22 protein-coding genes are annotated in these 11843 nt (G+C 70.0%); all 22 read left to right on the forward strand.

The genetic code is table 11. The features are described 5' to 3' along the window. Position 1 precedes the first annotated feature (1 nt). The 22 genes from rplD (at position 2) to map (ending at position 11740) form a co-directional block, all read left to right on the forward strand. Positions 2 to 655, forward strand: coding sequence for a 50S ribosomal protein L4 (gene rplD / locus KZX45_RS04835; protein ID WP_248256567.1), 654 nt, complete (start codon positions 2 to 4; stop codon positions 653 to 655). Further along, positions 652 to 957, forward strand: a complete 306-nt coding sequence (rplW, locus tag KZX45_RS04840; RefSeq protein WP_248256568.1) for a 50S ribosomal protein L23 — start codon at positions 652 to 654, stop codon at positions 955 to 957. The genes rplD and rplW overlap by 4 nt, the downstream gene beginning before the upstream one ends. Before the next feature lie 28 nt (positions 958 to 985). Further along, positions 986 to 1822: a 50S ribosomal protein L2 gene (gene rplB, locus KZX45_RS04845; RefSeq protein WP_248256569.1), complete on the forward strand. Its 837-nt coding sequence runs from the start codon at positions 986 to 988 to the stop codon at positions 1820 to 1822. Positions 1823 to 1837: 15 nt separating this feature from the next. Beyond that, positions 1838 to 2119 carry a 30S ribosomal protein S19 gene (gene rpsS, locus KZX45_RS04850; protein WP_139930137.1) on the forward strand — a complete coding sequence of 94 codons (282 nt, stop codon included), beginning with the start codon at positions 1838 to 1840 and terminating at the stop codon, positions 2117 to 2119. Positions 2120 to 2166: 47 nt separating this feature from the next. Then, positions 2167 to 2565, forward strand: coding sequence for a 50S ribosomal protein L22 (gene rplV, locus KZX45_RS04855; RefSeq protein WP_248256570.1), 399 nt, complete (start codon positions 2167 to 2169; stop codon positions 2563 to 2565). After that, entirely contained in the window at positions 2565 to 3398 is an 834-nt protein-coding gene (gene rpsC / locus KZX45_RS04860) for a 30S ribosomal protein S3 (protein ID WP_248256571.1), read from the forward strand. The genes rplV and rpsC overlap by 1 nt, the downstream gene beginning before the upstream one ends. 3 nt (positions 3399 to 3401) lie before the next feature. Next, complete coding sequence (rplP, locus tag KZX45_RS04865; RefSeq protein ID WP_248256572.1) at positions 3402 to 3821, forward strand: 50S ribosomal protein L16; 420 nt, start codon at positions 3402 to 3404, stop codon at positions 3819 to 3821. Next, positions 3821 to 4060, forward strand: coding sequence for a 50S ribosomal protein L29 (gene rpmC, locus KZX45_RS04870; protein WP_282453266.1), 240 nt, complete (start codon positions 3821 to 3823; stop codon positions 4058 to 4060). The genes rplP and rpmC overlap by 1 nt, the downstream gene beginning before the upstream one ends. Before the next feature lie 11 nt (positions 4061 to 4071). Beyond that, positions 4072 to 4365 (forward strand): 30S ribosomal protein S17, encoded by a 294-nt coding sequence (gene rpsQ, locus KZX45_RS04875; protein ID WP_308221706.1) that lies wholly within the window; start codon positions 4072 to 4074, stop codon positions 4363 to 4365. A 78-nt stretch (positions 4366 to 4443) separates the two neighbouring features. Then, the gene (gene rplN, locus KZX45_RS04880; protein WP_043498182.1) at positions 4444 to 4812 is read left to right on the forward strand and encodes a 50S ribosomal protein L14; all 369 of its coding nucleotides are present in this window, start codon (positions 4444 to 4446) and stop codon (positions 4810 to 4812) included. A 2-nt stretch (positions 4813 to 4814) separates the two neighbouring features. After that, positions 4815 to 5156 carry a 50S ribosomal protein L24 gene (rplX, locus tag KZX45_RS04885; protein WP_248256573.1) on the forward strand — a complete coding sequence of 114 codons (342 nt, stop codon included), beginning with the start codon at positions 4815 to 4817 and terminating at the stop codon, positions 5154 to 5156. A gap of 2 nt (positions 5157 to 5158) precedes the next feature. Beyond that, complete coding sequence (rplE, locus tag KZX45_RS04890) at positions 5159 to 5725, forward strand: 50S ribosomal protein L5 (RefSeq protein ID WP_248256574.1); 567 nt, start codon at positions 5159 to 5161, stop codon at positions 5723 to 5725. 1 nt (position 5726) lies between these two features. After that, a complete protein-coding gene (locus KZX45_RS04895) occupies positions 5727 to 5912 on the forward strand; it encodes a type Z 30S ribosomal protein S14 (RefSeq protein WP_248256575.1) in 186 nt (61 codons plus the stop codon). A gap of 55 nt (positions 5913 to 5967) precedes the next feature. Next, positions 5968 to 6366: a 30S ribosomal protein S8 gene (gene rpsH, locus KZX45_RS04900; protein ID WP_248256576.1), complete on the forward strand. Its 399-nt coding sequence runs from the start codon at positions 5968 to 5970 to the stop codon at positions 6364 to 6366. 18 nt (positions 6367 to 6384) lie between these two features. After that, positions 6385 to 6924 carry a 50S ribosomal protein L6 gene (rplF, locus tag KZX45_RS04905; protein WP_248256577.1) on the forward strand — a complete coding sequence of 180 codons (540 nt, stop codon included), beginning with the start codon at positions 6385 to 6387 and terminating at the stop codon, positions 6922 to 6924. Between the two features lie 3 nt (positions 6925 to 6927). Further along, positions 6928 to 7299 carry a 50S ribosomal protein L18 gene (gene rplR / locus KZX45_RS04910; RefSeq protein ID WP_248256578.1) on the forward strand — a complete coding sequence of 124 codons (372 nt, stop codon included), beginning with the start codon at positions 6928 to 6930 and terminating at the stop codon, positions 7297 to 7299. A 34-nt stretch (positions 7300 to 7333) separates the two neighbouring features. After that, positions 7334 to 8038: a 30S ribosomal protein S5 gene (rpsE, locus tag KZX45_RS04915; RefSeq protein ID WP_248256579.1), complete on the forward strand. Its 705-nt coding sequence runs from the start codon at positions 7334 to 7336 to the stop codon at positions 8036 to 8038. Beyond that, complete coding sequence (gene rpmD / locus KZX45_RS04920) at positions 8038 to 8220, forward strand: 50S ribosomal protein L30 (protein ID WP_248256580.1); 183 nt, start codon at positions 8038 to 8040, stop codon at positions 8218 to 8220. The genes rpsE and rpmD overlap by 1 nt, the downstream gene beginning before the upstream one ends. Before the next feature lie 2 nt (positions 8221 to 8222). Next, complete coding sequence (rplO, locus tag KZX45_RS04925) at positions 8223 to 8705, forward strand: 50S ribosomal protein L15 (RefSeq protein WP_248256581.1); 483 nt, start codon at positions 8223 to 8225, stop codon at positions 8703 to 8705. 257 nt (positions 8706 to 8962) lie between these two features. Continuing rightward, a complete protein-coding gene (gene secY / locus KZX45_RS04930) occupies positions 8963 to 10258 on the forward strand; it encodes a preprotein translocase subunit SecY (RefSeq protein ID WP_248256582.1) in 1296 nt (431 codons plus the stop codon). Beyond that, entirely contained in the window at positions 10255 to 10833 is a 579-nt protein-coding gene (locus KZX45_RS04935; RefSeq protein ID WP_248256583.1) for an adenylate kinase, read from the forward strand. Before secY ends, KZX45_RS04935 begins: the two co-directional genes overlap by 4 nt. Positions 10834 to 10906: 73 nt before the next feature. Further along, positions 10907 to 11740, forward strand: coding sequence for a type I methionyl aminopeptidase (map, locus tag KZX45_RS04940; protein WP_248256584.1), 834 nt, complete (start codon positions 10907 to 10909; stop codon positions 11738 to 11740). The last annotated feature ends 103 nt before the right edge of the window (positions 11741 to 11843 follow it).

An 11843-nucleotide genomic window follows, 5' to 3' on the forward strand; every position in this document is an offset into this window, starting at 1 on the left:
CATGGCAACCACGCAGACCGTCGACGTCCTGGACGCCACGGGCGAGAAGGCCGGCTCGGCCGACCTGCCCGCGGAGGTCTTCGACGTCCAGACGAACGTGCCGCTGATCCACCAGGTCGTCGTCGCCCAACTGGCGGCTGCCCGCCAGGGCACCCACGCCACCAAGACCCGCGGCGAGGTTCGCGGCGGTGGCCGCAAGCCCTACAAGCAGAAGGGCACCGGCCGCGCCCGCCAGGGCTCGACGCGTGCGCCGCAGTTCGCCGGCGGTGGCGTCGTCCACGGCCCGCAGCCGCGTGACTACAGCCAGCGCACCCCCAAGAAGATGAAGGCCGCCGCCCTCCGCGGCGCCCTGTCCGACCGGGCCCGCGCCGGCCGCGTGCACGTCGTCTCCTCGCTGGTCTCCGGCGAGACCCCGAAGACGGCGGCCGCGCTCACCGCGCTGCGCAACGTCGTGGGCGACCGTACGGCGCTGGTCGTCGTCGAGCGCAGCGACGAGCTGAGCGTGCTGAGCCTGCGCAACGTCCCGAGCGTCCACCTGCTCTGGGCCGACCAGCTCAACACCTACGACGTCCTGGTCAACGACGACGTCGTGTTCACCTCCGGCGCCCTGCAGGCCTTCCTGCGCGGCCCGAAGGGCGAGGAGGAGACGAAGTGAGCCTCGAGGCGAGCAAGAACCCCCGCGACATCATCATCAAGCCGATCGTCTCCGAGAAGAGCTACGGCCTGATCGACGAGGGCAAGTACACCTTCGAGGTGGACCCGCGCTCGAACAAGACCGAGATCAAGAACGCTATCGAGAAGATCTTCGACGTCAAGGTCGCCTCGGTGAACACGGCGAACCGTGCGGGCAAGTCCCGCCGGACCAAGTTCGGCCTCGGCAAGCGCAAGGACACCAAGCGCGCGATCGTCACGCTGCGCGAGGGAACCATCGACATCTTTGGCGAGGTCGCCGGCTGACGCCGGCGCGCCGAAGGAAGGATCGAAAATGGGAATCCGTAAGTACAAGCCGACGACGCCGGGCCGCCGCGGTTCGAGCGTGGCCGACTTCGTCGAGATCACCCGGTCCGAGCCGGAGAAGTCGCTGGTCCGCCCGCTGTCCAAGACGGGTGGCCGCAACTCCACCGGCCGGATCACCACCCGGCACAAGGGTGGCGGCCACAAGCGCGCCTACCGCGTGATCGACTTCCGTCGTCACGACAAGGACGGCGTCCCGGCGAAGGTCGCGCACATCGAGTACGACCCGAACCGCACCGCGCGCATCGCGCTCCTGCACTACGCCGACGGCGAGAAGCGCTACATCCTCGCGCCGAACAAGCTCAAGCAGGGCGACCGCATCGAGAACGGCGCGGGCGCGGACATCAAGCCCGGCAACAACCTGCCGCTGCGCAACATCCCGGTCGGTACCGTCGTGCACGCCATCGAGCTCCGGCCCGGCGGCGGCGCGAAGATCGCCCGCTCCGCCGGCACGTCGGTCCAGCTGGTCGCCAAGGAGGGCAAGTTCGCGCAGCTGCGCATGCCCTCCGGCGAGATCCGCAACGTCGACGCGCGCTGCCGCGCCTCCGTCGGCGAGGTCGGCAACGCCGAGCAGTCGAACATCAACTGGGGCAAGGCCGGCCGCATGCGCTGGAAGGGCAAGCGCCCGACCGTCCGCGGCGTCGTCATGAACCCGGTCGACCACCCGCACGGTGGTGGTGAGGGCAAGACCTCCGGTGGTCGTCACCCGGTCAGCCCGTGGGGCCAGCCCGAGGGCCGGACCCGCCGTCCGAACAAGCCGAGCGACCAGCTCATCGTGCGCCGTCGCCGTACCGGCAAGAAGCGCTGATAGGGAGACGACGACATGCCGCGCAGTCTGAAGAAGGGCCCCTTCGTCGACGACCACCTGCAGAAGAAGGTGGACGTCCAGAACGAGAAGGGGACGAAGAACGTCATCAAGACCTGGTCCCGCCGGTCGGTCATCACGCCCGACTTCCTGGGCCACACCTTTGCGGTGCACGACGGCCGGAAGCACGTGCCGGTCTTCGTCACCGAGTCGATGGTCGGCCACAAGCTCGGGGAGTTCGCCCCGACCCGCACGTACCGCGGGCACGACAAGGACGACCGCAAGGCTCGCCGCCGCTGAGGCGACGACCTTCCCGAGCACACCGAACCGACAAGTAAGGCAGGAACATGGAAGCCAAGGCGCAGGCGCGATTTGTGCGCGTCACGCCTCAGAAGGCGCGCCGTGTCGTGGACGTCGTCCGCGGCAAGCGCGCTGAGGAGGCAGTGTCCGTGCTGCGGTTCGCCCCGCAGGCGGCGGCCGAGCCCGTGCGCAAGGTTGTCGAGAGCGCGATCGCCAACGCTCGCGTGAAGGCCGACCAGGCCAGCGAGGCGTTCGACGAGTCCAAGCTCGTCGTCATCGAGGCGTTCGTCGACGAGGGCCCCACCCTGAAGCGGTTCCGGCCGCGCGCCCAGGGCCGGGCCAGCCGCATCCTCAAGCGCACCAGCCACATCACCGTCATCGTCGGTGAGGCTGAGACCAACGGCGCGGCCAAGCAGGCCGCCGGCACGAAGGGGAGGACCCGATAGTGGGTCAGAAGGTCAACCCGACCGGGTTCCGGCTCGGCATCACCACCGATCACCGTTCGCGCTGGTTCGCCGACAGCACCAAGGCCGGCCAGCGGTACCGCGACTACGTGCGCGAGGACGTGGCGATCCGTCGCCTCATGTCCGCCGGGCTCGAGCGCGCCGGCATCTCCAAGGTCGACATCGAGCGCACCCGCGACCGCGTGCGCGTCGACCTGCACACCGCCCGCCCCGGCATCGTCATCGGGCGCCGCGGTGCGGAGGCCGACCGCCTGCGCAGCGAGCTCGAGAAGCTCACGGGCAAGCAGGTGCAGCTGAACATCCTCGAGGTCAAGAACCCCGAGATGGACGCGCAGCTGGTCGCCCAGGGCATCGCCGAGCAGCTCGCGAGCCGTGTCTCCTTCCGCCGTGCGATGCGCAAGGGCATGCAGTCCGCCCAGCGCGCCGGCGCCAAGGGCATCCGGGTGCAGTGCTCCGGCCGCCTCGGTGGCGCCGAGATGTCGCGTTCGGAGTTCTACCGCGAGGGGCGCGTGCCGCTGCACACCCTGCGCGCGAACATCGACTTCGGGTTCTTCGAGGCCCGCACCACCTTCGGCCGCATCGGCGTGAAGGTCTGGATCTACAAGGGTGACGTGACCGAGAAGGAGTACGCCCGCGAGCAGGCCGACTCCGCCTCCCGCGCGCCGCGTGGTCGTGGTGGGGAGCGCCGTGGCGCCCCGCGCCGTGACGGCGCCGGCCGTGGCGGCGAGTCCCGCCCGCAGGGTGCTCCCGCCGCGGCGGGCCAGGGCGACGCCCCGGCCGCCGAGGCTTCGGCACCGACCGGAACGGAGGCCTGAGCCGTGCTCATCCCCCGGCGGACCAAGCACCGCAAGCAGCACCACCCGACGCGCCGCGGCGTGGCCAAGGGTGGCACGTCGATCTCCTTCGGCGACTACGGGATCCAGGCTCTGGAGGGTGCGTACGTCACCAACCGGCAGATCGAGGCCGCCCGTATCGCCATGACCCGCCACATCAAGCGTGGCGGCAAGGTGTGGATCAACATCTTCCCCGACCGCCCGCTCACCAAGAAGCCGGCCGAGACCCGCATGGGTTCCGGCAAGGGTTCCCCGGAGTGGTGGATCGCCAACGTCAAGCCCGGCCGCATCATGTTCGAGCTGGCCGGTGTCGATGAGCAGCTCGCTCGCGAGGCCATGAGCCGTGCGCAGCACAAGCTGCCGATGAAGACTCGCTTCGTGAGTCGTGAGGGTGGTGAAGGCTGATGGCCATCGGAAGCAAGGGCCTGGCTCCGGCCGACCTGGACGGGATGGACAACGACCGTCTCGCGCAGGAGCTGGAGAAGGCCAAGGCCGAGCTGTTCAACCTGCGGTTCTCCGCGGCGACCGGGCAGCTCGAGGACCACGGCCGGCTCAAGGCCGTGCGTCGCGACATCGCCCGCATCTACACGATCGTGCGCGAGCGCGAGCTCGGCATCCGCACGGCGCCGAGCACCGAGAAGTGAACGAGGTCCCAGTGAGCGAGAACACGACGTCCGCGGCCCCCGAGGCCGCCGCGGACCGCAACTTCCGCAAGACGCGCCGCGGGTACGTGGTCAGCGACAAGATGGACAAGACCGTGGTGGTCGAGGTCGAGGACCGCGTCAAGCACGCGCTCTACGGCAAGGTCATCCGCCGCACCGAGCGGGTCAAGGCCCACGACGAGACCAACGAGGTCGGCGTCGGGGACCTGGTCCTCATCATGGAGACCCGCCCGCTGTCGGCCACCAAGCGCCACCGCGTGGTCGAGATCCTCGAGAAGGCCAAGTAGTCCCGGCCCTCTAGCCCACCATCCGTTCGGCCAGGCTCGGCCCCGCCGAGAACCGGCACGACGACAGGAGTTAATCGAATGATCCAGCAGGAGTCGCGGCTGAAGGTCGCCGACAACACCGGTGCGAAGGAGATCCTCTGCATCCGGGTGCTCGGCGGCTCGGGCCGGCGCTATGCCGGCATCGGCGACACGATCGTCGCCACCGTCAAGGACGCCATCCCCGGCGGCAACGTCAAGAAGGGCGACGTCGTCAAGGCGGTCGTGGTCCGCACGACCAAGGAGCGCCGCCGCCCGGACGGCTCGTACATCAAGTTCGACGAGAACGCAGCCGTCATCCTCAAGGCCGACGGCGACCCGCGCGGGACCCGCATCTTCGGCCCGGTGGGCCGCGAGCTGCGCGACAAGAAGTTCATGCGCATCATTTCTCTGGCGCCGGAGGTGCTCTGACCATGGCGAAGATCAAGAAGGGCGACCTCGTCGTCGTCATCGCCGGCCGTGACAAGGGCAAGCAGGGCCGCGTGCTCGAGGTGCTCAAGGACTCCGACCGCGTCGTCGTCGAGGGTGTCCAGCGCGCCACGAAGCACACCAAGGTCGGCCAGTCCAGCCGTGGCGCCCGTACGGGCGGCATCGAGACGGTCGAGGCCCCCATCCACGTCAGCAACGTGATGGTGGTCGACCCGGAGACCAAGAAGGGCACCCGGGTGGGTCACCGCACCGAGCAGGTCGAGCGCGACGGCCGGACCCGCAACGTGCGGATCCGCGTGGCCAAGCGCTCCGGTAAGGACATCTGAGCATGAGCGAGACCACCACCACCGTGACGCCGCGCCTCAAGCAGCGCTACCGCGACGAGATCGTCGCCGGGCTGCGCGAGGAGTTCCAGCACGCCAACGTCAACGAGGTCGCCGGCCTGACCAAGATCGTGGTCAACATGGGCGTAGGCGACGCCGCTCGTGACTCGAAGCTGATCGAGGGCGCCATCCGCGACCTCAGCCTCATCACCGGCCAGAAGCCGCAGGTCACCAAGGCCCGCAAGTCCATCGCGCAGTTCAAGCTGCGCGAGGGGCAGCCGATCGGCGCGCACGTCACGCTGCGCGGCGACCGCATGTGGGAGTTCCTGGACCGCCTGCTCTCCGTGGCGCTTCCCCGCATCCGCGACTTCCGCGGCCTGTCGCCCAAGCAGTTCGACGGCCACGGCAACTACACCTTCGGTCTGACCGAGCAGTCGATGTTCCACGAGATCGACCAGGACAAGATCGACCGGGTTCGCGGTATGGACATCACGGTCGTCACCTCGGCCACCACCGACGAAGAAGGGCGTTCGCTGCTGCGTCGCCTCGGATTCCCGTTCAAGGAGAACTGAGATGGCGAAGACCGCCCTGGTTCAGAAGGCCAACCGCAAGCCGAAGTTCCCCGTGCGTGGCTACACCCGCTGCCAGCGCTGCGGGCGCCCGCACTCGGTGTACCGCAAGTTCGGGCTGTGCCGGATCTGCCTGCGGGAGATGGCCCTCGCCGGCCAGCTCCCCGGTGTGACCAAGTCCAGCTGGTAAACGACTACGTCGCAGGTCCCGCGAGGAAACCACGACGAGGAAGGGCTGAGGCCCGATGACTATGACCGACCCCATCGCAGACATGCTCACGCGTCTGCGTAACGCCAACTCGGCGTACCACGAGACGGTGGCGATGCCGTACTCGAAGCTCAAGGCGAACATCGCCGAGATCCTGAAGGCCGAGGGCTACATCGCCGGCTGGACCGTCGAGGATGCCGAGGTGGGCAAGACGCTGACCCTGGACCTGAAGTTCGGCCCCAACCGCGAGCGTTCGCTCGCCGGTGTGCGCCGCGTCTCCAAGCCGGGCCTGCGCGTCTACGCCAAGTCCACGAACCTGCCCAGGGTCCTCGGCGGCCTGGGGGTGGCCATCCTGTCCACCTCCTCCGGCCTGCTGACCGACCGCGAGGCACAGACCAAGGGTGTGGGCGGGGAAGTCCTCGCCTACGTCTGGTGACCAGGAAGGAAGCAGACTATGTCTCGAATCGGTAGGCTCCCCGTCCCGGTCCCCGCTGGCGTCGACGTCACCATCGACGGCGGCACCGTCACCGTCAAGGGCCCCAAGGGCACCCTGGCCCACACCGTGGCCGACCCCATCACCGTCGCCCGCGACGAGGACGGCGCGATCGTCGTCACCCGTCCGGACGACGAGCGCGAGTCCCGCTCGCTGCACGGCCTCACCCGCACGCTCCTGGCCAACCTGGTCGTCGGCGTCACCGAGGGCTACACCAAGGCCCTGGAGATCGTCGGCACCGGTTACCGCGTGCAGGCCAAGGGCTCGGACCTCGAGTTCGCGCTCGGGTTCTCCCACCCGGTCTCGGTGACCGCCCCCGAGGGCATCACGTTCGCGGTGCAGGGCCCCACCAAGTTCACCGTCTCCGGCATCGACAAGCAGCTTGTCGGCGAGACCGCGGCGAACATCCGCAAGATCCGCAAGCCCGAGCCCTACAAGGGCAAGGGCGTGCGCTACGCCGGCGAGCAGGTCCGCCGCAAGGTCGGAAAGGCTGGTAAGTAACCCATGGCTATCTCCGTCAAGGGCAAGGGCAAGCAGGTCGCCCGCACGCGGCGTCACCTCCGGGTGCGCAAGCGCGTCACCGGCACCGCCGCGCGTCCCCGCCTCGTCGTCACGCGCTCCAGCCGCCACATGGTCGCCCAGCTGGTGGACGACACCACCGGCCGCACCCTGGCCTCGGCCTCCACGCTCGAGGCGGACCTCCGGGTCGCCGAGGGCGACAAGGTCGCCAAGGCACGCAGGGTCGGCGAGCTCGTCGCCGAGCGCGCGAAGAGCGCCGGGGTCGACGCCGCGGTGTTCGACCGCGGCGGCAACAAGTACCACGGGCGGGTCGCGGCGGTCGCCGACGGTGCCCGCGAGGGTGGTCTGACCCTGTGACCAAGCAGAGCGTACGAGAGCAGAGGAACATCTGATGGCTGCACCGCAGCGAGGCAGGACCACCGGTCCGGCTACCGGCTCGGGCGAGAACCGCGAGGGCGGGGCCCGCCGCGAGGGCGGCAACCGCCGCGACGGTGGCCGTCGCGACAGCAACCGTCGCGGGGCCGAGGACAAGAACCAGTACATCGAGCGCGTCGTCACGATCAACCGCGTCGCCAAGGTCGTGAAGGGTGGTCGTCGCTTCAGCTTCACCGCCCTCGTGGTCGTCGGCGACGGCGACGGCACGGTCGGCGTCGGCTACGGCAAGGCCAAGGAGGTGCCCGCGGCGATCGCCAAGGGCGTCGAGGAGGCGAAGAAGAACTTCTTCCGCGTCCCCCGCGTGGCCCGCACCATCCCGCACGCCGTGCAGGGTGAGGCCGCGGCCGGAGTCGTCTTCCTTCGTCCGGCCTCCCCGGGTACCGGGGTCATCGCCGGCGGACCGGTGCGCGCCGTCCTGGACTGCGCCGGCATCCACGACATCCTGAGCAAGTCGCTCGGGTCGTCCAACGCGATCAACATCGTCCACGCCACCGTGGCGGCGCTCAAGGGGCTCGAGCAGCCCGAGGCCGTCGCCGCCCGTCGTGGCCTGCCCCTGGAGCACGTGGCCCCGGCCGCGCTGCTGCGGGCGCGCGCCAAGGGCGAGGCCAAGGAGCGCGAGGACAAGGCTGCCACCGAGCAGACCGTCGGGGCAGGTGCGTGATGGCTCAGCTCAAGGTGACCCAGACCAAGTCCGTCATCGGCGGCAAGCAGAACCAGCGTGAGACGCTGCGCACGCTGGGCCTCAGGCGTATCGGCCAGTCGGTCGTCCGCGAGGACAAGCCCGAGGTCCGCGGCATGATCACGACGGTGGCGCACCTTGTCACCGTCGAGGAGGTCGACTGACCATGGCCGATTCCAAGAACACGGGCGCCGAGCCGCAGGTTCACACCCTCAAGGTGCACCACCTGCGTCCTGCCCCCGGGGCCAAGTCCGCCAAGATCCGCGTCGGACGCGGTGAGGGCGGCAAGCGCGGGAAGACCGCCGGCCGCGGTACCAAGGGCACCAAGGCCCGGTACCAGGTGCCGGAGCGCTTCGAGGGCGGGCAGATGCCGCTGCACATGCGGCTGCCCAAGCTCCGCGGCTTCAAGAACCCCAACCGCACCGAGTACCAGGTCGTGAACCTGGAGAAGCTCGGCGCGCTCTACCCCGAGGGTGGCACCGTCACCCGCGAGGACCTCGTCGCCAAGGGCGCCGTGCGCTCCGGGCAGCTCGTCAAGGTCCTCGGGACCGGCGAGCTGAACGTCAAGCTCGAGGTCACGGTCGACGCGTGGTCCGCGTCGGCGAAGTCGAAGATCGAGGCTGCCGGCGGGACCATCTCCGCCGAGTGAGCCACCGACGCGGGCGGTCCGGTCAAGCCGGGCCGCCCGCGTCGTCGTTCCCGCGGTGGGACGCTGCCGGGGGAGCGTCTCCACCGCAGGAGCGTCTCCACCGCAGGAGAGCGTCCCCGCCGGGGCACGCGGGCCGAGAGCCCCGGAACCGTGCCGCGGTCGGGGAAGCGGCGACGGTCGCGATAGTCTGACCGACGGCCCGTGCCGCGCATGCGGTCAGCAAGGCCCCGGAACGGGCCCGATCAGCAGGAGGAAGATTGCTCAGCGCATTCGCCCAGGCGTTCCGCACGCCTGATCTGCGGCGCAAGCTGCTCTTCACGCTGGGGATCATGGCGATCTTCCGGCTGGGCACCTTCGTGCCGGCCCCAGGGGTGTCCTACGCCAACGTCCAGCAGTGCCTCGCGAGCGCGGGCACCGCGGACCTCCTCGGCATGGTCAACCTCTTCAGCGGCGGGGCGCTCCTCCAGCTGAGCATCTTCGCGCTGGGGATCATGCCGTACATCACGGCGAGCATCATCGTCCAGCTCATGCGCGTGGTCATCCCGCGCTTCGAGGAGCTGCACAAGGAGGGCCAGGCCGGCACGGCCAAGCTCACCCAGTACACCCGCTACCTGACGATCTTCCTGGCGGTCCTGCAGTCCTCCGTCATCGTCACGGTCGCGAACTCCTCGCTCTTCCCGGGCTGCCCCGTGCTGCCCATCCCGAACGACTCCCCGGGCAACCTGCTGCTCACCATCATCGCGATGACCGCGGGCACCGGGCTGATCATGTGGCTGGGCGAGCTCATCACCGAGCGCGGCGTCGGCAACGGCATGTCGCTGCTCATCTTCACCTCGATCGCCGCCTCCTTCCCGGGCGCCTTCGGCTCGATCCTGCAGAGCGACGGCGGCGTCGGCCGCCTGCTCGCGGTCATCGCGCTGATCCTGCTGGTGACGCTGCTGATCGTCTTCGTCGAGCAGTCGCAGCGTCGCGTGCCGGTGCAGTACGCCAAGCGGATGGTCGGGCGCCGGATGTACGGCGGGTCGTCCACCTACATCCCGATCAAGATCAACATGGCGAACGTGATCCCCGTGATCTTCGCGTCCTCGCTCCTCGCCCTGCCGACGCTGGCGGCGCAGTTCGCGGACCAGAGCGCCGGCTGGGTGCAGTGGATCCTCGTCAACCTGGCGAACCCGTCGGCGCCGCTGTACCTGGCGGTCTTCGCGCTGCTGATCCTGTTCTTCACGTTCTTCTACACCTCGATCACGTTCAACCCCGAAGAGGTCGCGGACAACATGAAGCGCTACGGCGGTTTCATCCCGGGCATCCGCGCGGGCCGACCGACGGCCGAGTACCTGCAGTACGTGATCACCCGCATCACCACGGTGGGGGCCATCTACCTGACGCTGGTGGCCCTCATCCCGACCGTCGTCTTCGCCCAGATGGGGATCGACCAGCAGATGATGGCGTTCGGCGGGACCTCGGTCCTCATCGTCGTGGGCGTCGGCCTGCAGACGGTCAAGGAGATCGACTCCCAGCTCCAGCAGCGTCACTACGAAGGGTTCCTGCGATGAGCGCACGACTGGTCCTCCTCGGCCCGCCCGGAGCGGGCAAGGGCACCCAGGCCGCCCGCATCTGCGAGCGGCTGGGCGTCCCCGCGATCTCCACGGGCGACATCTTCCGCGCCAACGTCGCGGAGCAGACCGAGCTCGGCCGGCGCGCGCAGCGCTACATGGACGCGGGCGAGTACGTCCCGGACGAGGTCACCAACGCCATGGTGCGCGACCGCCTCTCCCAGGCCGACGCCGTCGACGGCTTCCTCCTGGACGGCTACCCGCGCACCGCGGACCAGGTGGCCGAGCTCGACGGGATGCTGGCCCACAGCGGGACCCGCCTGGACGCCGTCGTCGAGCTCACCGCCGACACCGACGAGGTGGTCGCCCGCCTCCTCAAGCGGGCCGCCGAGCAGGGCCGCGCCGACGACACCGAGTCCGTGATCCGCCGCCGCCTCGAGGTCTACGCCGAGCAGACCGCCCCGCTCGCCGACCTCTACGCCGAGCGCGGCCTGCTGGTGCAGGTCGACGGCATCGGCTCCCTCGACGAGGTGACCGAGCGCATCCTGACCGCGCTCGAGCCGAAGCTGGGCTGAGCCCCGACCCCCTCCACGACGGCGCGGCCCGAGCCCCGGGTCCGCGCCGTCGTCGTACCCGGAAGGAGCCGACGTGTTCGGCCGCGAGAAGATCGAGTACAAGACCCCCGACCAGGTGCGCACGATGCGCCGGGCGGGGCTCGTCGTCGCCGACATCCACGCCGCCCTGCGTGAGGCGGTCGCGCCGGGGATGACGACGGCGGACCTCGACGCCGTCTCCGCCGACGTCATCGCCCGGGCCGGGGCGCGCTCGAACTTCCTCGGGTACCACGGCTACCCCGCCACGGTCTGTATCTCCGTCAACGAGGTCATCGTGCACGGCATCCCCGGGGACCGGGTCATCGCCGAGGGAGACCTGGTCTCCTTCGACTGCGGCGCGATCGTGGACGGCTGGCACGGCGACGCGGCGTTCTCGCTCGTCGTCGGCACGCCCTCCGAGGCGGACCGCGCGCTGGTCGAGGTCACCGAGGAGGCCATGTGGGCCGGCATCGCGGCGCTCGCCACGGGCGAGCGGCTGGGGGTGGTGGGTGACGCCGTCGAGACTGTCGTCGAGCGGGCGACGGTCGAGCGCGGCGTGACCCTGGGGATCGTCCAGGAGTACGTCGGGCACGGCATCGGCTCCGCGATGCACCAGCCGCCCGAGGTGCTGAACTACCGCACCCGCGAGAGGGGCCCGCGCCTACGCCCCGGGATGTGCCTGGCGGTGGAGCCGATGCTCACCGCCGGCAGCCCCGAGAGCAAGGTGCTCGAGGACGACTGGACGGTCGTCACCCTGGACGGCTCCCGGGCCGCGCACTTCGAGCACACGGTCGCCGTCGGCGAGCGGGGCATCTGGGTGCTCACGGCGCCCGACGGCGGCGCGGAGCAGCTGGCCGCGCGCGGCGTCACGGTCGTCCCGCTCGGCTGACCGGGACCTCGGACCCACTCCGGCAGTGCGCCGGCGGACGCCCGCAGGGCCGCGGAGGGCCTAACGACCCGTTCTCAGGACGCGGACGGGCCGGAACCTATAT

This window comes from Georgenia sp. EYE_87, from assembly GCF_023148685.1.
Lineage (GTDB): Bacteria > Actinomycetota > Actinomycetes > Actinomycetales > Actinomycetaceae > Georgenia.